We start from the raw sequence: 20,916 nt of genomic DNA, 5'->3' as shown, positions 1-20,916 counted from the left end.
ATCGGGAATTACACCGGCGACCAAGCCGCCGCCGGGAGAAGCTTATTGTGCAGGGGCGTAAGAGGCCTGAATCGGCGCAACACCCGGCAACGGGGCCGAAGAACCGCTTGGCAGGGAAACCGGCTCGATAGAAGCCGCAGCATCGCGTGTCGGACCGTTACGGAAACCGCCATCCATGCCGGTTTCTTCCAGCATACCCTGACGCTTGGCGTCGTAATAATAGCCGCGTGCATAGTAACGCACGGCCTGGCTTTCATTGCCGCCGGCAACCTTATACGCGCCCGACAGATAGCGAACGGCATATTTCAGGTTCGTTTCGGCATCGAGCAAGCCCTTCGGCGCGCCCTTATAGCCCATGCCGCGTGCCGTCGGATGGCTGATCTGCATCAGACCCCAATAAGGTCCATTGCGCGCACCGGGATTGAAGCGGCTCTCGCGATGCACGACCCGGCGCACCAGACGCTCAGGTACATCATAAGCGACGGAATATTTGGCAATCAGCGCGTCGATATCTTTCGGCGCATGCTCCGGCGTCTCAAAAGCCATATTGGCGGCAACCGAGGCAGGCGAAGCCGCAGCACGTGCGCCAGCATAGGCCATCATCGGCTGCGAAACGCCACGTTCGCCTGGAATAGGAACGACAGCTGGCAGGGCAGGTTCGGCGGAAGCAACTGCTTCTGCACCCGCTGCGGGAACACCGGGAACGGCAGTGCCGTCCGTCGCGGTGGCTGCGGCAATAGCGGCAGCGCCGCCCGTTGCAGCCGGACCAGCAGCCATGGCCGTAGCAGTCGTGCCGACAGCCGCATCAGCGGCAGGCGTAGCCCCCGGAACCGTAGCAGCACCAGCGGCGGCGGCAGGCGTACCAGCCACAGCAACAGCCTGCGGCGCAGCAGTAGCGCCGACAGCGGCACCCGCTGCACTTGTCTGCGGTGCGGTATCGGCTGGAGAAATCAGAGCCGTTTTGACCGGCTTGCCATCATTGGTGGTATTGCAAGCACTCAGCGCCACGGCGCAGCCCAAAAGCAGGACACCCTTGCGTGCAAGGGAAGCGGATGCAGAAGAAAAAAGCGCGAAACGCATAGCTGGACCCGTTCTCAGGAATCGAAATCTTTTTCGATGCGTTTTTCAAGCTCGACCAGATCGTCAGGCAGCGGCAAACCGTTCGCACGGAGCGCATTCAGCTTTTCGCGAACCGTTTCGCGGATTTCATGGGCGTCCTGCGGCTGATTCACCATTTGCTCAAACAGCAGCGCAATTTCCGCCTTGATGTCCTCGAATGCCATCCAGATCCTCTTGGCTTAACGGCCTCCAGGAAGCCCGTTGCAGTCAATATTCTTTCGGTCGATGACAGTTCTGTACCACGCAAAAGACGAAAAACGGAAGCGCTAAACGTCAGGGTCGCGCCAAAATGAATATTTCAAATGGTAACAAAAGGATTAACGCGCTCAGAGAATGCGCGGCAGCATCGTATCTATGATATTGAAATCCAAGGCGAAAATTCCAAGATCGTCGAAGTCCAGCCCCCCGTTCGGATCGAAGAGATAAATGCTCATCCAGACAAGCGCGATGACCAGCAAAATGGCAAGAATCGTGAGAATCAAAAGGCGTTTGCCAAGCGCCGCCTTGCGACCCGCGCCCTGATTTGAATGCTTGGCCATCGTCACTTGTCGCCCCGGCTCTGGTGCTTCGGCGTTGTGTCGGACGCGCTAATCATCATTGGTCGCATTCAGTTCTTCCGGCGGCGTGCCATGTTCCGGCGCCGTCGGCAGATAGCCTTCATGGACCAGCCACTTGCGCAAAATCAGCGTTATGGCTTCTGTCAGGTTCAGACCCGGATGCTTCTCAGCGATGACGCGCTCCAAAGCATCATGCACATCATCGGGAAGATAGGTGCTCATTCTGCCTCCTCCGCTCAACAATAAACCTCAGGCAACCGTTACGGACAGGCTGCCGACACCATCCACCTTGCCCACGAGACGGTCACCGCGCTGCACGGGACCAACGCCTGCGGGCGTGCCTGTGAATATAAGATCGCCCGGCTGCAGCTCAAAGAGCGACGAAAGATAGGAAATCGTTTCGGCCACTTTCCAGATCATCTGGTTGAGATCGCCGGACTGGCGCGTCTCACCATTGATAGACAGCGAAATCGATGCCGATTGCGGATGGCCCACATCTGACACAGGCGCAATGGCCGAGCACGGTGCGGAATGTTCGAAAGCCTTGGCGACCTCCCACGGGCGCCCCGCCTTTTTAGCGACCGCTTGCAGGTCACGCCGCGTAATGTCGATCCCGACCGCATAGCCGTAAACGTGATCCAGCGCCTTCTCGACCGGAATGTCGGTGCCGCCGGTCTTCAATGCGATCACCAGCTCGATCTCGTGATGCACATCCTCGGTCTTGGGCGGATAGGGAAAATCACCGCCATTGATGACCAGATTGTCCGGATTCTTCTGGAAGAAGAACGGAGGATTGCGGGTCGGATCGCCGCCCATTTCGATGGCGTGATCGGCATAATTCTGCCCGACGCAATAGATGCGATGCACGGGAAAAAGCGCGTCTGTTCCCTTCACGGGCAGAAAAGGCTGCGGGCGCGGCGCGAAAACGTAATCGGTCATTGGGGATTATTCCGATCGGAAATTGCAGGTGACTATGAATTGACCCCCATCATGCAGACGCAAGCGCATCCTCGCAAGCCTTGAAAGCAGCAATTCCCCGTTATCGCCCGTCCGAGACCACGACAAAATCCGCCTGGCGCGATTGTTCCACGACGAGCTGGGCATTGGGAATGTCGTTGGAAAATGCGCGGCTGCGCGCCGTCTCCTCGTCGAAACCATAGGAAAGCCAGCGGTCGATCAATCGGCGCTCCAGCACCGGAAAAGGCACATCAAGGCGGATCGTCATGTCGAAAAACGGCTCCAGTCTCGACCATGGTTGCTGGTCGAGCAGTAGATAATTGCCTTCCACCAGAAGCACCCGATGCTCAGGGCCGACCACCGAGGCCGCCGCACGGGAAAGCTCCAGCGCACGGTCGAACACCGGAATGAACACTTCCTCCCGCGCGTGTTTCAGCCGTTCGAGCAGCGCTGCAAACCCGGCGCAATCGAAAGTCGGCGGCGATCCTTTGCGACTGCGCAAACCGCGCTGATCCAGAATCACGTCATCGAGGTGAAATCCGTCCATCGGCACCACAATGGACGGCGCGTCTTCACCCTTGTTGAGCGCGGCGCGAAGCTCTTCAGAGATGGTGGACTTGCCTGCACCCGGAGGGCCAGCAATGGCGACGATCAGCCGGCTGTCATCCCTGGCAAGCCGCGCAAGAATTTCTGAAGGCAGGTCTTCGCGCTCGATAGGCGTCATGTCCAGTTTCCGTTTCGTGGTCGTGCGGACAGATGTCCCGATTCGAGCGGTCCACTCAAGAAAACTATGCGGCCTCGGCCTTCGGTCGCATTGCGCCCGTCATCAAAGCCACAGCGTCAGACATCGAATATTCCTTCGGATCAATAACCGTCAGGCGGCGTCCGAGCCGGTGAATATGAATGCGGTCGGCCACTTCGAACACATGCGGCATGTTATGTGAGATGAGCACGATCGGCATGCCTCGCGCCTTGACGTCCTGAATCAGTTCCAGCACGCGGCGCGATTCCTTCACGCCGAGCGCTGCCGTCGGCTCATCCATGATCACGACCTTGGACCCGAAAGCGGCTGCGCGCGCCACCGCAACGCCCTGACGCTGCCCGCCGGACAGCGTCTCCACCGCCTGACCGATATTCTGGATGGTCATCAGACCCAGCTCCGTCAGCTTGTCGCGGGCGATCTTCTCCATCGCGCCTCGGTCGAGCATACGGAACACCGAACCGAGCGGTCCCTTGCGGCGGATTTCCCGCCCGAGAAACAGGTTGTCGGCGATGGAAAGCGCGGGCGACAAAGCAAGGTTCTGGTAAACCGTCTCGATACCCGCATGCCGGGCTTCCATCGGCGAATGGAAGCTGACCGGCTTGCCGTCGAGCTGGATTTCGCCTTCGTCGGGCTTGATCGCGCCGGACAGCGCCTTGATGAGCGATGATTTACCGGCGCCATTGTCGCCGATGACAGCGAGGATTTCGCCCGGATAGAGATCAAAATCGGCATGGTCGAGCGCGGTGACGCGCCCATAACGCTTGACCAGACCTTTTGCCGAGAGAACAGGTGTAGCCGAGTTTGTCATGCGGCAGCCTTTCTGATCCATTGGTCGATGGCGACAGCAGCGATGATGAGAACGCCAATCAGGAGATAGGTCCATTGCGGATCGGTGCCCCACAGACGCAGGCCCAGCGAGAACACACCGACAATCAGCGCGCCGAACATGGTGCCGAGGATGGAGCCGCGCCCGCCGAAGAGCGAGATGCCGCCGATCACCACGGCTGTGATGGATTCAATATTGGCAAACTGGCCTGCAGTTGGTGACACGGAACCGAGGCGACCAATCATCGCCCAACCGGCCAGAGCACAGATGATACCGGCCAGAACATAGACCGACATCAGGATCGGCTTGACCGAAACGCCTGAGAGCTTTGCGGCCTCCGGATCATCGCCAATGGCATAGACATGGCGACCCCAGGCGGTGTGGTTCAGCACATACCAGAGCAGCAACACCAGCAGCACCATGGCGATCACGCCATAGGTGAAGACCGCGCCGCCGACACGAATGCTTTCGCCGAAAAACTGCAGGATTGGCGCTTGCGCAGTGATTTCCTGCGCGCGGATGGTTTCATTCGCCGAATACAGGAAATTCGTGGCGAGAATCACCTGCCACATGCCCAGCGTGACGATGAAGGGCGGCAGGCGAACATAAGCGACAAGAAAGCCGTTGATAAAGCCGCACAGCGCACCGGTTGCGAAGCCAAGCACGATGGAAAGCTCGGCTGGCAGGCCATAGCGAAAGGTGAACTGGCCCATCACCACCGACGACAGTACCATGATCGCGCCGACCGAAAGATCGATACCGGCGGTGAGGATAACCAGCGTCTGGGCCACGGCAATGATGCCGGTGATGGCGACCTGCTGGAGAATGAGCGTAAGCGCAAAGGCGGAGAAGAATTTGCCGCCCAATGTGACGCCGAACACCACCAGCGACAGAACCAGCACGATCAGCGGCACGGCTGCCGGATTGTGATGCAGGAACTGGCGGACGCGGTAAACGGTCGAACGATCGCCCGCATCGAAGGAGGCGACGTCGGTTGCGCTTTGCGACAGGGTTGTTTCAAACGCCTGCATCGACGGTTTTTGTGCAGCGGATGCCGCCTGTGGCTCACTCATGATTGTCTCCTGCTTTCGCCCGCAGAGCGGTCCGGCAAATCTGACACTACAGTTGCATTCTTCGTGATGCCGGTCTGCAACGAGCAATTTCCTGTGCTCCGGTGCTCACGTACATTGAAGTACGCTCCGCTCCGGTGCTCGGAAATCACTCGTTTCGCCACGGCCTGACGAATTTGCAACTGTAGTGCTAACAACCCGCCAGGCCGTCATTTCAACGAAGGATCAGCCCCAGCACTTGCCGAGCGCCGTCTTGGTATCGATGGACGGCACGCCATCGACAGGCTTGTCGGTGACGAGCGTCACGCCCGTATCGACGAAGGTTTTGCCTTCGGTCGGCTTTGGCTTTTCACCGGTATCGGCAAACTTCTTGATCGCCTCGATGCCAAGCGACGCCATCTGCAATGGATATTGCTGCGAGGTTGCGCCAATCACGCCAGCCGCAACGTTCTTCACGCCGGGGCAGCCGCCATCAATGGAAACAATCAGCACGTCCTTTTCACGCCCCACGGCCTTCAACGCTTCATAAGCGCCAGCGGCGGCAGGTTCGTTGATCGTATGCACGACATTGATGGTCGGATCCTTCTGGAGAAGGTTTTCCATGGCGCGGCGGCCGCCTTCTTCATTGCCATCGGTCAGATCGCGACCGGCAATGCGCGGATCGTCCTCATCGCCAAGCTTGCTCTTGTCCTTCGGGTCGATACCGAAACCGACATCGAAGCCCTGATCGCGCAACACGTCGACGCTGGGCTGCGAGGCTGTCAGGTTCAGGAAGGCGACGCGCGCATCCTTGGCCTTGTCGCCAAGCGTTGACGCCGCCCATTTGCCGACCAGTTCGCCAGCCATGAAATTATCGGTCGCAAACGTCGCATCTGCCGCATCTGCCGGTTCCAGCGGCGTGTCGAGCGCGATGATCAGAAGCCCAGCGTCACGCGCCTTTTGCAGCGTCGGCACGATGCCCTTGGTGTCGGAAGCCGTGATGAGAATGCCCTTCGCGCCATCGGCGATGCAGGTTTCAACGGCTGCAACCTGACTCTCGGAATCGCCGTCGATCTTGCCCGCATAGGTCTTGAGGTTGACGCCCAGCTCCTTGGCCTTGGCGACGGCGCCTTCTTTCATCTTGACGAAAAAGGGATTGGTGTCGGTCTTGGTAATGAGGCACGCGCCGACATCGGCGGCATGCGCAGGCAGTGCTGCAACACCAAGCGTGAAGGCAGCAAAGGCCGCCGACAGAACTGTCTTCTTCATGAACTCCTCCCAGAGTGAAACCGGTCCTTTTCCCCCGGCATGCCATGAGGAAAACACGGCTTTGAAACAGAGTCAATTAATAAATCCACTTGATTTATTAATGTGCTGTGTCACTCTCGGCCCCGGAGGAGAGAGCCATGGGAGGCTGGAGGCCGCACTCAAAAGCGCGAGCATCTTGCCGCATAAGCTTTTGTTTTTATTTCATATCCCTAAGAAGAAGGCTTTTTCTCCTGCGACGAATGGGTTAGGAACCTCGCCGTGCCATATGCGTGGGATCTGGGAGAGAGAATGGTCAGGCATCATCCGGAACAAGACGTTTCCGAGCCGAGGGACGGACCGGCAGGTTCACCCGGCCCCGCCATGCAGAAATTTGCCGAACCGGGCGCGAACATCAATCGCGGTTCCAACCAGATCGGCGTGCGCGCCTATAATGAGCGGCTGGTTCTGGCGCTCGTTCGCAGGCATGGCGCACTGGCCCGGGCCGATATTGCGCGCCTGACCGGCCTTTCGGCGCAGACCGTTTCCGTCATCATTCGTGCTCTGGAGAAAGATGGGCTGATCACCCAGGGCGAGCGCGTGCGGGGGCGCGTCGGCCAGCCTTCCATGCCAATGCGGCTTGCAGCCGACGGCGTTTTCTCCTTTGGCCTCAAGATCGGACGACGCAGCGCGGAAATCATATTGATGGATTTTCTGGGCGCGATCCGTGAACGCAGGCACATCACCTATCGCTGGCCGGTGCCCGACGAAATTCGCCATTTCGCCTTTGACAGCATTGCCGCTTTCACCGCCGCACTTGATCCGGACAAGCGCGATCGCATTGCGGGTCTCGGCATCGCGCTGCCTTTTGAACTGTGGAACTGGGTTGAGGAAGTGGGCGCCCCCGCCGCCGACATGAATGCGTGGCTCGATGCCGATCTCGTCAACGATTTCGGCGCGGTCTTTCCGTTTCCAGTGTTTCTCCAGAATGACGGCACAGCGGCCTGTGGCGCGGAACTGACCTTCGGGCGCGGGCCGGAATTCACGGATTTCGTCTATTTCTTCATCGGCTCGTTCATTGGCGGCGGCGTGGTGCTGAACAACACGCTCTATCCGGGCCGCACGGGCAATGCCGGTGCGCTTGGTTCCATGCCGATGCGCATGCGCAGCGTCGAAGACGGCCGCGCGACATTGCAGCTGATCGATACCGCCTCGCTTTTCGTGCTGGAGCGGCTGTTGCAGGAGCAGAATATTTCATCCGACGATCTCTGGCTGTCGCCCGAAAGCTGGCACAATTTCGGCGAACCGCTGGATGCCTGGATTGCACTCGCCGCACGCGGGCTTGCCCATGCGGCGGTTGCGGCGGCGTCGATCATCGATTTCCCTGCAGCCATCATCGATGGATGGCTACCGGAAGGTGTTCGCCATCGCATTGTCGAAGCGACGCGGGCCGAACTTTCCCGCCTGGACCTTCAGGGTCTGAGTGCGCCGGAAATCATCGAAGGCAAGGTGGGCGTCCACGCCAAGGCGATGGGCGCTGCAAGCCTGCCGCTTTCCAATCGCTATCTGTTCGACCAGAGCGTGCTGTTCAAGGATGCAGGCTAGCGCCCACAAACTCAAAAATTGCATTTTGTATAGAATCCTGACGTCGCCTGAAAGAACTCACACGCCCCTTATTTCATCCATCCCAATTAAAATGGAATAAAATTCTTTATTATTTGGGATAAACGGATTAATAATTTTATGATTTAATTATAAAACCATCAGAATCTATAATTATTGATGGCAAAAATTAAAACACTACAGCTTTATATTGAAATTAAAATCAACATGTATTTTTGGAGAATAAAGATGATCTCTAAGAAATTCCATAGCGACAAAGTCGATAAAATCGTTGGAACGACGACAAAAATCAACCCAACAAAATCAAACCACTACACAAGCTTCTGCACATGCTGCTACCAAGTTTGTATTTAATATTTATATTATAATATATGCATTGGGCCCGTAGATAGAGCCCAATGCACACCAATTATTTAAACTATATTATTTAAGTATTCAAATGAACTGTAAATTTACAAAAGATGACGTATTTTATTACGTATACAAAAATATTACTGACGGAATTATTCTAAAAATCAAAGAGATTGATAATAAAATTATATCTAATAAATTATTCAGTAAAATCGCGAAAGAAGCGTTATTCCCAATATTCAAAAGAAAATGGGAAAGGGTACTGATACTGGAGATGAACTTTGTAGACGAAGACGGATTACTGCAAGGGGACACGGAGAACATCCGGTTTACATTTTTTATCCGAGAGGTTTGCAAACAAGAAAATTTGTCGGCGCTTTACGAAAAGTATCCCAGACTATGGTCGACGTGGCAGCAAGAGATAAGTATTTTTTCGATTTCTTTGCAACAGTTCATGGACCGTATCGAGACGGATCTGAACGTGGCCGCGAAGTATTTCCATAGCGATAATGCAATTACGAGAATTAATGATATCCGTATGATAGGCGACCCTCACCGAGGGATGCAGCAAACCGCGCGGCTCGAGTACATAAATGAAGAAGGCCGCAGCCGTTTACTTTACTACAAACCGCGTAGTATCGCCATAGATGAAGGCTACTACAACTTCATTGCATGGTGGAACAAGCACTCACCAATTGATCATATTCTCCCGCGTGCAATCAACAATGGAGACTACGGCTGGGCTGAAGCCATTGTTCCGAAGGAATGCCAAACTGCGGAACAAGTGAAAAACTTTTATCGCCGCTATGGTTCATTAATAGCGCTCGCTCATCTCTGTTCCTCGACCGACCTTCATATGGAAAACATCATCGCCTGTGGCGAATATCCAGTCCTTGTCGACCTGGAGACGCTTTTCTCATGTACCCTGGAATCAGAACGACACAATCCAACGAATAATCACCTGTACAGCTCACTGCTTTTGCCCACAGAGACGTTGTATGATGAACTGGAAATAAGCGCATTGAGCGCCCAATCGAACGTTCAAACGAATATCGACATTCTGGTGAATCCCCAAAAACGCGTTTCCTCCCTTAAAATGGAACGGAGAAAACTACATACAGGGGAATACCAAAGCCAAGTTATCCTTAACGGAAATGTAGTCGATTTTATTCAACACGAGAGCGATATCCTTTCCGGGATGCGGGACACCCTAATTTTCGTCCACGAGAACCGAGACGAGGTTCTCGGGGCTATACGGGACAATATTGGTCGCGCTCCTATTCGTATCATCAAGCAATCAACAGAAGAATATACAAAGATACTATATAATTGCGGCCATCCCTGTTCTTTGAAAAAGGATAGCGCAGCGCAAGAGCTGCTAGCTCTTTGCGATCCGAGCCGGGATACAAATATTATGGAGTCAGAGCTATTAGAACTGACTCGCGGCGACGTTCCTTATTTTTCTATGCGGTTCGATTCTTCTGTTCTGCTCAATGGATTTGGAGAGAAGCTCCCAACGATCATTCATCAGTCGCCCCGGCAAAAACTCGAGAGCCAGTTCTCGCGACTAACACCTGCCTTTATCCAACAGGTCATGGAGGACGCCGAGCAGGCATTCCTCGTTTATCGCTTGAGGAAAGGGGAGAAATGGGTCGCGAGAAAAACAATTTATAAAGATGAAACGCAAGAGGCGGTATCCACCGAGCAATGGATCGATAAACTGGCTTATTTTGCAATGAGCAAGGTTATGGACTGCGCGCTGATGATCGACGAAAAAATCAATTGGCGTACAATCCACATAAAAGACGATATAATTCATGCGGGTTTGAGTGGAATTGACCTTTATCAAGGCATTTCCGGCATTGCTTTGGCCTTCCATATTACCGGTCAGCGTTTGTCTTGTCCCCGTTTCACGGAATTCGCTGGCAGGATTTCCGACCAAACTATCGAACAGCTCCAAGACACGCCTTCGGCTGAACTCGGTGCATTGAGCGGCACGGCTGGAACTCTGTGGAGCCTCTGCGTCATAAACAATGCGCGCCTGATCAAGCTTCTGCCTATTATTGATCGAGAACTGAGTAAAATTTCTTATTGCTTGCTAACAGAGACAGTAGAGCATTACGAGCAGATCGAGTTTGTGAGCGGCATTGGGGGCACTCTAAGTATGCTGCTGAGGCTACACCAACACTTCCGCGATTATCCAATTGCAGAGAAAATCACCAAGCTAGCTGATTTTTCATTCAATCTTTTGAAACGCAAAGCCGGATCTCTGGTCGACGACCAAACCACGTTACTGGGCTTTGCTCACGGAACGGCGGGCGTGTCGGCGGTACTTGCTGAGTACATGACCTATTTCCAGCAAGAAGATGATGAGGCGCTTTCAGTCATATTCCAAAATCTTGAGCGAGAGACCAAATACCGCACAGAGCTGGGATGGCCCCGTATTGGAAAAGACGGCGTCTACAGCACATCCTGGTGCCATGGCACTGTTGGCATCGGCTACTCAAGACTGCATTGCCGCCCATATATTCCCGCCGAAACCTATGGCTCCGATATGGCCATCGTAACAGCGCGGCTTGGTGAAATACGCTCTTCTCACGGCATCTGCCACGGAATGATGGCGGATTATTACCTTGCACGAACCCTTGGGCTAGACGGTATGGATATTCTGCATCAAGTGCGGAAAGAGGTCGAGATGGGTGGTATCAGAACAGATTTCGGACTAAGCGGATTCGAAATGGCTGGGGCCATGACAGGTGTCACCAGCCTATTCATGGGTGAAGCAATTTTTTCCAACAAGTACTAAAGTTCTGTTGTAGCTCACCAAACCAGCTATCGAGTGAATAGCTATTATAAGAAGCCCCATCGTTTACGATATTTCGTACGATTTAGCCCTTCCCTCTTCACAATCGAGCACACGATTCACTCTTAAAAGCCAAATTTGACTTCAAACGCCAAATGATGTGCAACAACCCTGGCTTGCGTTTCAAACGGGGGTTGCCTGTGTCCCTCGCGAAATTCGTGTCACAAACACACGCTTTGTTATTTTCAAACAATAAGTTTGATCTATGTTGTCTTGCAATGACCGCAAATGGCAACACATTGACTGCTTAATTCATTGAATCGAACGGGAAAGATATGACCGTCAAGACGATCGCGACCAAACCTTTTCAGGACCAGCAACCGGGCACTTCAGGCCTACGCAAGAAGGTTCCTGTTTTCCAGCAGCCCAATTATGCCGAAAACTTCATCCAGTCGATTTTCGATGTGCTGGAAGGGTTTGAAGGCAAGACGCTGGTGGTTGGCGGCGACGGACGCTTCTACAATCGTGAAGTGATCCAGAAGCTTATCAAGATCGCGGTTGCCAACGGCTTCGGTCGCATCATGGTTGGTCAGGGCGGCATTCTCTCGACACCGGCCGCGTCCAACATGATCCGCAAATACAAGGCATTCGGCGGCATGATACTCTCGGCCAGCCATAATCCCGGCGGCCCGAAGGAAGATTTCGGCATCAAATACAATATCGGCAATGGCGGCCCGGCACCGGAAAAGATCACCGAGGCGATCTTCGCTCGCTCCAAAGTGATCGATCAGTACAAAATCGCCGAGGTGGCCGATGTCGATATCGACAAACTCGGCAGCACCAGGCTGGGTGACGCCGAGATCGTCATTTTCGATCCAGTGACCGACTATGCCGAACTGATGGAAACCCTGTTCGATTTCGACGCCATCCGCGCCATGATCAAGGGCGGCTTTGCGCTCAAATTCGACGCCATGCATGCCGTGACCGGTCCTTACGCCAAGGAAATCTTCGAGCGCCGTCTCGGCGCGCCGGATGGCAGCGTCGTCAATTTCGTTCCGCTGCCGGATTTCGGCGGGCATCACCCCGATCCGAACCTCGTCTATGCAAAAGATCTCTACGATCTGCTGATGTCGGACAACGCCCCGGATTTCGGCGCAGCCTCCGACGGCGACGGCGACCGCAACCTGATCATCGGACGCGGCATTTTCGTCACCCCTTCCGATTCGCTGGCCATGCTCGCCGCCAATGCGCATCTGGCGCCCGGATACAAGGGCGGCATCAAGGGCATCGCGCGTTCCATGCCGACCAGCGCCGCCGCCGACCGCGTGGCGGAAAAGCTCGGCATCGGCATGTATGAAACGCCGACCGGCTGGAAGTTCTTCGGCAATCTGCTGGACAATGGCAAGGTCACGATCTGCGGCGAAGAAAGCTCCGGCACCGGTTCCGACCATGTGCGTGAGAAGGACGGTCTCTGGGCCGTGCTGCTCTGGCTGAATATTCTGGCGGTCCGCAAGGAAAGCGTGAAGGCCATTGTTGAGGAACATTGGGCGCGCTTCGGGCGCAACTATTACACCCGCCATGACTATGAAGCGGTCGACTCGGATATCGCGAACAAGCTGGTGGCCGACCTGCGCGCCAAGCTTTCGAGCCTGCCGGGCACCACGGTCAACGGTCTGAAGATCGAGAAAGCGGATGACTTCGCCTATCATGACCCGGTCGACCATTCGGTGAGCGAGCATCAGGGCATCCGCATCTATTTCCCTGATGGCGGGCGCGTCGTGCTTCGCCTGTCGGGCACCGGCACATCGGGCGCAACGATCCGCATCTATATCGAGCGCTATGAAGCGGACACCGCCAAGCACAATCTCGATACGCAGGAAACGCTCTCAGCATTGATCGACGCAGCGGAACAGATCGCCGAAGTGAAAAAGCGCAGCGGACGCGATGCTCCGTCAGTGGTGACGTGATCAGTTAGGGGAATAGGGGAATAGGGGCATAGGGGCATAGGGGCATAGGGGCATAGGGGCATAGGGGCATAGGGGCATAGGGGCATAGGGGCATAGGGGCATAGGGGCATAGGCTAGTAAGGCCGAAACTTTGTTCAAGCGCTCTCTTCACTTATTCCCCTACGGCCTTACTCCCCTACTCCCTTAATCGAAGACAATCGCCGGGGCTGGCCGACCGGCCCCGTTGCCGCCCTTCATGTTTTCCCAGACCTTGGACGCGATATCGCGGTAGATTTTCGCGTGTTCGCTGTCCGGCTCGACCACCGTGACCGGCGTGCCATTATCCGAATGCGCGCGGATATCCATATGCAGCGGTACTTCGCCGAGGAACGGCACATTGAGGCGCTCGGCCTCTCTGCGCGCGCCGCCGTGACCGAAAATGTCGTAGCGCTTGCCAGTATCCGGCGCGATGAAATAGCTCATATTCTCGACGATACCCAAGAGCGGAACATCCACCTTGCGGAACATGGACAAGCCCTTGCGCGCATCGATCAGCGCCAGATCCTGTGGCGTCGAAACGACGACCGCACCAGCGAGCGGCACCTGTTGGGCCATCGTCAACTGCGCATCGCCGGTGCCCGGAGGCATGTCAACGACAAGAACATCAAGCTCGCCCCAAGCCACTTCGCGCAGCATCTGCGTCAGCGCCGACATGACCATCGGCCCGCGCCAGATCATCGGCGTTTCCTCATCGACCATGAAGCCCATGGACATGACCTTGAGGCCGTAATTTTCCATCGGCTTCAGGATGCGGCCTTCAATCGTTTCCGGACGACCGGTAAGGCCCAGAAGACGCGGCATGGACGGGCCGTAAATATCGGCGTCGAGAATGCCGACCTTCAAGCCATTGGCCTGCAAGCCGAGCGCCAGATTGACCGCGGTGGTGGACTTGCCAACGCCGCCCTTGCCGGATGCGACAGCGATGATCGCGCCGACGCCCGGAATGCCGGGCTTTTGCGCTGCACGTTGCGGCTGCGGCGGATGGCGATGCTGCGCAGGTGCTGCGGCAGCAGGGCGTGGTTGCGGCTTTGGCGGCGGCGGGGCGTCGTCACTGGTGCGACCGCCTCGCTTTTCTGCTGTCAGCGTGACCAGCGCACCGGAAACGCCGGGGATTTCCTTCACGGCTTTTTCCGCTGCAACCCGCATGGGTTCCAGCCCGTCTGCGCGTTCCGCCGGAACTGTGATGGAGAAGAAGACCTTGCCGTCGGCAATAAAGATATCCGATACCAGTCCGAGCGACACAACATCGCTTTCGAAGTCCGGTCCCGTCACGGTCTTCAGCCGCTCCAGAACCTGTTCGCGCGTTACGCTTGCCATTTCGATTCCTTTAGTGAAGGCAGTAAGGGAATAGGGAGTAAGTGAGTATGTATCAAACATATTGCCCTACTGCCCTATTCCCCTACTCCCCTATTCCCATTTCACCAAGAGGCCAATACCTCATTCAGGCCGCTTCCTCGCAGACCGCAGCTTCGGGGCGGTGCCCCATGAGATAAAGCGCGCAGGTGGTACGCAGCATGGAGGCAAAATTAGGGATCGCGCCATTGGCCTCCAGCGCTTCATCATAGAGTGTCGAGATGAAGCGCGGCGTGGTCAGATTCTGGCTGGCTGCGATTTCATCCAGCAGACGCCAGAACGTGGCCTCCAGCTGAATGCTGGTGGAATGCCCGCCAATGCGCACGGAGCGATTGATCTGCCGGTAACCTTCCGGATCCTGCTCGGCGAAAACCTTGCACATGGGTTCCTCCATCCTTGAGAGCACGAACTGTGCTGTGGTAGCCGATTGCCACCACGCCGTCGTTTTTTCTTTCATAATCGACAACCAGTGAGACAATCGCAAGCCGCTTTTGCCGAAGCGCTGCCAAAAATGACATGCAAGAAATAGGAGTCACTTGTGGCTAAAGCCATTCATTCGATGATCCGCGTTCTCGACGAGGAAAAATCCGTTTCCTTCTACCACCAGGCCTTCAAGCTCGACATTGCAGAACGCATTGATTTCGAAACATTCACGCTGATCTATCTGCGCAATGCAGAAGCCGACTTCGAAGTCGAGCTGACCGTCAACAAGGGCCGCACCGAACCCTACAATCTGGGCGACGGATACGGTCATCTTGCTGTGGTCGTGGACGATGTCGACGCCGAACATGCGCGCTTTACCGCGCTTGGCTTCAAGGTCGGCAAGCTTGTCGATTTCAAGAACAACGGCGTGCAGCTCGCCCGTTTCTTCTTTGCCGAAGACCCGGACGGGTACAAGATCGAAGTTCTGCAGCGCGGCGGCCGTTACCAGTAAGCCGCCCGACGCCAGTATCGCCTGTCATGGCCGAGAGGAGCGGCCACGACAGACGCCAGCGTTCCCGGTGGCGACAATTCGCCGGGGGCGCGCAGCCAGTCCATCCATTCCGGATGGGCAAGCAAAGGAGGAGAACCGAATGACAACCGTTTTCGACGGTCTTTCCACCCACGAAAAGAAGAAGCTCTCCCGCCGCGACCTGTTGAAGCGCGGTGCGGGCCTGAGCCTTGGGGCCATGCTGGTAATCAGCGGCAATGCCGTTATCTGCCCGCAATTTGCATGGGCGCTTGAAACAACCACGCTCAAGCCCGAGACCATGGCGACGCTGATCCAGCTCGCACGCGATATCTATCCGCATGACAAGCTTCCCGACCGGTTTTACGCCATTGCCGTCAAACCCTATGACGCGGATTCCGCCAAGGATGAAACGCTGAAAAAGCTGATCGAGGACGGTGTTGCCGATCTGAACAAACGGGCCGGAGCCGGAGGATATCTGGGGCTGGGCTGGGAGGAAGAGCGCGTGGCGATCCTGCACGATATCGAAGACAGCCCCTTCTTCCAGAAGGTGCGCAGCGGACTTGTGACCGGCCTTTATAACCAGAAGGATATCTGGCCGCTCTTCGGATACGAAGGCGAATCCTATTCCAAGGGCGGTTACATCAAGCGCGGCTTCGACGACATCGAGTGGCTTTAGAGCATTTCCAGCAAAAGTGCGTAGCGGTTTTGCGTAGGATAATGCGTAAAAACAAAAGAGCCGGATCAAGCTCAACCGAACCAATTTCACAGCGGCATCACCGTCCGGCAAGCGCCATGCGCTTTGCGGAAACGGCGAAGCATTGGGAGGAAACCATGGCTGCTCCATATGATCTCAAGGACGACAAAGTCGTCGTCATCATCGGTTCAGGTGCTGGCGGCGGCACGCTCGGCAACGAGCTGGCGCAAAAAGGCATCGACGTCGTTATTCTGGAAGCCGGAAAGCGCCACGAATTCGAAGACTTCATCAATGATGAATGGGACAGCTTCGCGCAGCTTGCCTGGCTGGACAAACGCACCACATCTGGCGACTGGCAGGTGGCGAAGGACTTCCCAAACCTGCCCGCATGGATCGTCAAGGCAGTGGGCGGCACCACCACGCACTGGGCTGGCGCATCGTTGCGTTTTCAGGAGCACGAATTCCACACGCTGACCAATTACGGCAAGCTGGAAGGCGCAAACCTGCTCGACTGGCCGATCACCCTTGCCGATCTGGAGCCTTATTATACCAAGGCCGAGGACAAGATGGGCGTGACGCGCACCAACGGTATTGAAGGCCTGCCTGGCAACAACAATTTCAAGGTGATGAAGGCCGGTGCCGACAAGCTCGGCTACAAGGAATGCCATACCGGCCGCATGGCCATCAATTCCGCGCCGCGCGATGACCGCATGGGCTGCCAGCAGACCGGCTTTTGCTTCCAAGGCTGCAAATGGGGCGCGAAATGGTCGACGCTTTACACCGAAATTCCAAAGGGCGAAGAGACCGGCAAGCTGGAAGTTCGTCCCGAATCCACCGCGCTCAAGATCGAGCACGATGCGGCTGGCAAGGTGACGGGCGTGCTCTATGCCGACAAGGACGGCAAGCAGCATCTGCAAAAAGCGCGTGTCGTCTGCGTTGCGGGCAATTCGATCGAAAGCCCGCGCCTGCTGCTCAATTCGGCTTCATCCAAATTTCCGGACGGACTTGCCAATTCATCGGGACAGGTCGGGCGCAATTACATGCGCCACACGACCGGCTCGGTTTACGCCTCGTTTGAAAAGCCGGTTCACATGTATCGCGGCACGACCATGGCCGGTATTATCCGCGACGAAGCGATCCACGATCCGAAGCGCGGCTTTGTTGGCGGTTATGAAATGGAGACTATTTCGCTCGGGCTTCCCTTCATGGCGGCGTTCCTCAATCCGGGCGGCTGGGGCCGCAGCTTTACCTCGGCGTTGGATGATTACGTCAATATGGCAGGTCTCTGGATCGTCGGCGAGGACATGCCGCAGGTGAACAACCGCATCACATTGAGCAAGGATGTGAAAGACGAGCACGGCCTGCCGGTGCCGGATGTGCATTATAGCGATCATCCCAACGATATTGCGATGCGCACGCATGCCTATGCGCAGGGCAAGGCGCTTTATGAAGCGGTGGGGGCCGTTCGCACCTTTCCGACGCCGCCCTACCCCTCAACGCATAATCTCGGCACAAATCGCATGAGCGAAAAGCCGAAGGACGGCGTGGTGAACAAGCATGGGCAGACACATGACATCAAGAACCTGTTCGTTTCCGACGGTAGCCAGTTCACAAGCGGCGCTGCGGAAAACCCAACCCTTACTATCGTGGCGCTTGCCATCCGTCAGGCGGACTACATTGCCGAGCAGATGAAAAAGCGGACGATCTAGCAAGACAGAGAGCATTCTCCCCCGACTGCACCCGAGCGAACCGGCGCGACCAATTCGCGCCGGTTTCGTTTGGCGCTTGGCAAAGATGCAGCGTTTAGACTAGATAGGCTCTGCGACACAGGGAGATGCCGTAGGTTGAAGTTCAGCGCGCGCCAGTTTCGGAGCAGTCTTGCAATACGCCTGTTGAGCGTATTGGCTTTGATGCTCGTGGCATTCGCGCATAAGCCTGTCGACCTGAATGCTCTCGACAGTTTTCAGCTGGCGCAATACCAGCTGCCTGATGGAACCTATCCTGTCATCTGCATCAGCGATCAGGGTGAAAATCAGGATCACCACGGCCATGACAAGCATCTGAGCAGTGAAAGCTGCGAGGCCTGCCGTATTGCCTCCGGTTTCCTTTGTCCAACGCCTGACAGCTCGACCGGCCCTTCGCCGCATATCGCGATGGCTGATGGCGTTGTGCCGCCACAGCCGGTTTTGCGCCGCGCGGTCTATCCGCCTTCGGCACCGCCGCAAGCACCGCCTCTCGCCTGAACACGTCCCGTTTGAACGAATGCGCCTGACAAAGACTGGCGCGTCTTCCTCACGACTATTCAGGTAATTCAATATGAAAAACTATCGTCTTTTTGCGTCCGCAATTTCGCTGGCAGCCCTTTGCGTTTCCGCTGGCATGGCCAATGCCCATTCGTCGCTCGACCAGAGTGAAGCCAAGGCTGGCAGCTTCTACAAGGCCACATTCCGCATTCCGCATGGCTGCGACGGCAAGGCCACAACTGAAGTGAAAGTGGAGCTTCCGGAAGGCTTTATCGCCGCGCAGCCGCAAGCCAAGGCGGGCTGGAAAATCGAAACCACCAAGGGTGATTATGCCAAGACCTACAAGGTGCATGGCAAGGATGTCACCTCCGGCGTCAAGGAAGTGCGCTTCACCGAGGGCAATCTGCCGGGCGAGTTCTATGACGAGTTCACCGTCGTCGGCCAGTTGGCCAAGTTCGACAAGGACACCACGCTTTCCTTCCCGGTAACGCAGGTCTGCGGTAGCGACGCCTCCGTCGCCTGGACAGAGATTGCCAAGGATGGACAGAACCCGCACGAACTCGAATACCCCGCACCGCAGCTTCTCGTGCTGGCCGCGACCGGCTCTGACGAGCATGCAGGCCACGGCGGCCATGGCGACCATGGTGACGCGCACGGCAGTCATGCAGCAGAGCCGGTAAAACTCGGCGATCTCACAATCACGTCACCTTCGGTTCGTGCCATGGTGCCCGGCGCCAAGGTGGCAGGCGGTTTCCTGACAATCGCCAATGCCGGCAAGGATGCCGACAAGCTCGTATCGGTCACGACTACAGGCGTGAAGCGCGTGGAAGTCCATGAAATGAGCATGGAAAACAACGTGATGAAGATGCGCAAGCTTGATGGCGGTCTCGACGTGCCTGCGGGCGAAACCGTCGAACTGAAGTCCGGCGGTTATCACCTCATGTTCATCCAGCCGGAGAAGCTTTACACCGAAGGTGAAACCGTGCCGGTCACGCTCGAATTCGAAAAGGCTGGCAAGGTCGAGATCAACTTCCCCGTCACGGCCCAGAATGGCCAGATGGGCGAGCATTCCGGTCACTAATTCCCGGAGCATGGGGCGCAGTGCTTCTCTCCCCCCTCCACCGGCATTGCGCCCGTTTGCCGCAACCGCTGCTCCCCCACAGCGGTTGCGTAATCATTCAAATGCTGTAAACATGACTATTCTAGTCTAGAATAATTCTACAGTATTGAAATATCTAAGCTTTTTAAAAGTTGACTAATTGACTCCAGATCAATTTGCGGCTTTTATACACTCCGCGCAATCCTGCGCACCTTTGATGTCTGGGCCTTGAACCCTTTCGATTGGAGGACCCAATGGTTGGTCTCAGCGAATGCTGGTCCGCAAATATCGACGGCCTGCCCTGGCAGCTCAGTCTTTTGCCGACCGGATACTGCAATATACGCGGTGAAACGGAACGTCCCGTTCAGCGCAAGCAGGGCAAATGCCTTGCCTCGTATCCGTCCTCCGATGTTTCATCGTGGAGGCGCACATGAATATGCGTATATCGCAGCTGAACGGCGCCAATACCGCAGGCTATTTCGACCGCCTGCCGGAAAAGCTGGTGCTGGAAGGTTATCGTCGCTGGACTGCGGGTTTCGAGACTGGCTCGATCATCCCGTGGGAAATGACCTGGGGTCTCTATTCGGAAGTGCTCGGACCATCGGAGGCGAAGCGTGCTGTCGGCGAGCTTTCGCACTTCATCCGCGTGCTGCGTCATTGTGCAAGCTGCCAGTTGCGCGCTTTCCCGTTCGACTCGCATCATGTCTGCCGCGAGGAATGCCTGACATTGGGGCTGATTTCCGGCCTGCATAATCAGGACGCTCTGTTGCTCGACACGTGTCTTGAAGCCATTGCCTGCAAAAGGCGCTGCGACGATGTGGCAGCTGCGGCAAGCAATTTTGCCGAAGCTTTGGCCGATTTCGGCCAGACTTTGCTGCCAATACCGATTCACGCCATCGACACCGCTTTGAACATTACGCATCGCGCGACTTTTCACTGATCTGAACAAGTCGAACCCTTTGTGAATAATAACGATTCTGATTTTTAAGTCGCTGCGACGCGGCGCAAGGAGATAGAAATGCAGGCCAGAACCGAACGACGCCTCGGCATTGCCGCTGCCCTCGTACTGACCGCAGCAGCATTTGTCATGCCGGGCGTATCCACCCAGATTGCGCAAAACGACATTGCGCCACAAAAGCAGATTCATATGGCTTCTGCCGACACACTGCGCGCCGAGTTCCGTCATTTCGTCAGGCTTGGCGAAGCGATGCCGAAGTCGGTTCGCTACGAATAGAGTACAAAAAAGGCCGTCTCTGACGGCCTTTTGTTTAAGCAT

The 20,916-nt window shown here is 56.0% G+C and carries 21 protein-coding genes; 10 read left to right on the top strand and 11 right to left on the bottom strand.

Annotation, left to right across the window (positions count from 1 at the left end):
* Positions 1 to 42: 42 nt before the first annotated feature.
* The 9 genes from QBD01_RS02000 to QBD01_RS01960 form a co-directional block, all read right to left on the bottom strand.
* Positions 43 to 1,080, bottom strand: coding sequence for a transglycosylase SLT domain-containing protein (locus tag QBD01_RS02000; protein WP_392391303.1), 1,038 nt, complete (start codon positions 1,078 to 1,080; stop codon positions 43 to 45).
* A gap of 14 nt (positions 1,081 to 1,094) precedes the next feature.
* Positions 1,095 to 1,283 carry a hypothetical protein gene (locus QBD01_RS01995; protein WP_078339953.1) on the bottom strand — a complete coding sequence of 63 codons (189 nt, stop codon included), beginning with the start codon at positions 1,281 to 1,283 and terminating at the stop codon, positions 1,095 to 1,097.
* A 162-nt stretch (positions 1,284 to 1,445) separates the two neighbouring features.
* On the bottom strand, positions 1,446 to 1,658 hold the full coding sequence (locus tag QBD01_RS01990) for a hypothetical protein (RefSeq protein WP_280991396.1): 213 nt from the start codon (positions 1,656 to 1,658) through the stop codon (positions 1,446 to 1,448).
* A 48-nt stretch (positions 1,659 to 1,706) separates the two neighbouring features.
* A complete protein-coding gene (locus tag QBD01_RS01985) occupies positions 1,707 to 1,898 on the bottom strand; it encodes a hypothetical protein (protein ID WP_138783961.1) in 192 nt (63 codons plus the stop codon).
* A gap of 27 nt (positions 1,899 to 1,925) precedes the next feature.
* Complete coding sequence (locus tag QBD01_RS01980) at positions 1,926 to 2,615, bottom strand: fumarylacetoacetate hydrolase family protein (protein ID WP_280991395.1); 690 nt, start codon at positions 2,613 to 2,615, stop codon at positions 1,926 to 1,928.
* 100 nt (positions 2,616 to 2,715) lie between these two features.
* Complete coding sequence (locus QBD01_RS01975) at positions 2,716 to 3,357, bottom strand: nucleoside/nucleotide kinase family protein (RefSeq protein WP_280991394.1); 642 nt, start codon at positions 3,355 to 3,357, stop codon at positions 2,716 to 2,718.
* Positions 3,358 to 3,421: 64 nt separating this feature from the next.
* The gene (locus QBD01_RS01970; protein WP_078339948.1) at positions 3,422 to 4,204 is read right to left on the bottom strand and encodes an ATP-binding cassette domain-containing protein; all 783 of its coding nucleotides are present in this window, start codon (positions 4,202 to 4,204) and stop codon (positions 3,422 to 3,424) included.
* Positions 4,201 to 5,295, bottom strand: coding sequence for an ABC transporter permease (locus QBD01_RS01965; RefSeq protein ID WP_280991393.1), 1,095 nt, complete (start codon positions 5,293 to 5,295; stop codon positions 4,201 to 4,203). Before QBD01_RS01965 ends, QBD01_RS01970 begins: the two co-directional genes overlap by 4 nt.
* Before the next feature lie 222 nt (positions 5,296 to 5,517).
* Positions 5,518 to 6,540 (bottom strand): sugar ABC transporter substrate-binding protein, encoded by a 1,023-nt coding sequence (locus QBD01_RS01960; protein ID WP_078339946.1) that lies wholly within the window; start codon positions 6,538 to 6,540, stop codon positions 5,518 to 5,520.
* Positions 6,541 to 6,828: 288 nt separating this feature from the next.
* On the opposite strand from QBD01_RS01960, the gene QBD01_RS01955 reads away from it, so the two are divergent.
* The 3 genes from QBD01_RS01955 to QBD01_RS01945 all read left to right on the top strand — a co-directional run bounded on the left by QBD01_RS01955 (position 6,829) and on the right by QBD01_RS01945 (position 13,260).
* Positions 6,829 to 8,121, top strand: coding sequence for an ROK family protein (locus QBD01_RS01955; protein WP_392391302.1), 1,293 nt, complete (start codon positions 6,829 to 6,831; stop codon positions 8,119 to 8,121).
* A 457-nt stretch (positions 8,122 to 8,578) separates the two neighbouring features.
* The gene (locus QBD01_RS01950) at positions 8,579 to 11,296 is read left to right on the top strand and encodes a type 2 lanthipeptide synthetase LanM family protein (protein ID WP_280991392.1); all 2,718 of its coding nucleotides are present in this window, start codon (positions 8,579 to 8,581) and stop codon (positions 11,294 to 11,296) included.
* 332 nt (positions 11,297 to 11,628) lie between these two features.
* On the top strand, positions 11,629 to 13,260 hold the full coding sequence (locus QBD01_RS01945) for an alpha-D-glucose phosphate-specific phosphoglucomutase (RefSeq protein ID WP_280991391.1): 1,632 nt from the start codon (positions 11,629 to 11,631) through the stop codon (positions 13,258 to 13,260).
* 183 nt (positions 13,261 to 13,443) lie between these two features.
* On the opposite strand, the gene apbC is transcribed toward QBD01_RS01945, so the two are convergent.
* Together apbC and QBD01_RS01935 are read right to left on the bottom strand one after the other, a co-directional pair.
* The gene (gene apbC / locus QBD01_RS01940; protein ID WP_280991390.1) at positions 13,444 to 14,616 is read right to left on the bottom strand and encodes an iron-sulfur cluster carrier protein ApbC; all 1,173 of its coding nucleotides are present in this window, start codon (positions 14,614 to 14,616) and stop codon (positions 13,444 to 13,446) included.
* A 124-nt stretch (positions 14,617 to 14,740) separates the two neighbouring features.
* Positions 14,741 to 15,034 carry a ribbon-helix-helix domain-containing protein gene (locus QBD01_RS01935; protein WP_006471202.1) on the bottom strand — a complete coding sequence of 98 codons (294 nt, stop codon included), beginning with the start codon at positions 15,032 to 15,034 and terminating at the stop codon, positions 14,741 to 14,743.
* Positions 15,035 to 15,190: 156 nt separating this feature from the next.
* Between QBD01_RS01935 and QBD01_RS01930 the strand changes: the two genes are divergently transcribed.
* From QBD01_RS01930 to QBD01_RS01900, 7 genes are all read left to right on the top strand, one after another.
* Positions 15,191 to 15,586 carry a VOC family protein gene (locus QBD01_RS01930; protein WP_140024504.1) on the top strand — a complete coding sequence of 132 codons (396 nt, stop codon included), beginning with the start codon at positions 15,191 to 15,193 and terminating at the stop codon, positions 15,584 to 15,586.
* Positions 15,587 to 15,725: 139 nt separating this feature from the next.
* Positions 15,726 to 16,280 (top strand): gluconate 2-dehydrogenase subunit 3 family protein, encoded by a 555-nt coding sequence (locus tag QBD01_RS01925; RefSeq protein WP_280991389.1) that lies wholly within the window; start codon positions 15,726 to 15,728, stop codon positions 16,278 to 16,280.
* A 155-nt stretch (positions 16,281 to 16,435) separates the two neighbouring features.
* Entirely contained in the window at positions 16,436 to 18,007 is a 1,572-nt protein-coding gene (locus tag QBD01_RS01920; RefSeq protein ID WP_280991388.1) for a GMC family oxidoreductase, read from the top strand.
* Between the two features lie 135 nt (positions 18,008 to 18,142).
* Entirely contained in the window at positions 18,143 to 18,541 is a 399-nt protein-coding gene (locus tag QBD01_RS01915) for a hypothetical protein (protein ID WP_182519102.1), read from the top strand.
* Positions 18,542 to 18,614: 73 nt separating this feature from the next.
* The gene (locus QBD01_RS01910; RefSeq protein ID WP_280991387.1) at positions 18,615 to 19,622 is read left to right on the top strand and encodes a DUF1775 domain-containing protein; all 1,008 of its coding nucleotides are present in this window, start codon (positions 18,615 to 18,617) and stop codon (positions 19,620 to 19,622) included.
* 448 nt (positions 19,623 to 20,070) lie between these two features.
* Positions 20,071 to 20,580, top strand: a complete 510-nt coding sequence (locus QBD01_RS01905; RefSeq protein ID WP_171058689.1) for a hypothetical protein — start codon at positions 20,071 to 20,073, stop codon at positions 20,578 to 20,580.
* 78 nt (positions 20,581 to 20,658) lie between these two features.
* Positions 20,659 to 20,874, top strand: coding sequence for a hypothetical protein (locus QBD01_RS01900; RefSeq protein WP_280991386.1), 216 nt, complete (start codon positions 20,659 to 20,661; stop codon positions 20,872 to 20,874).
* Positions 20,875 to 20,916: the final 42 nt, after the last annotated feature.

This window comes from Ochrobactrum sp. 19YEA23 (genome assembly GCF_029909865.1).
Lineage (GTDB): Bacteria > Pseudomonadota > Alphaproteobacteria > Rhizobiales > Rhizobiaceae > Brucella > Brucella gambitense.
The sequence above is the reverse complement of the archived record's forward strand: the minus strand, read 5'-3'. Positions and strand labels throughout refer to the sequence as shown.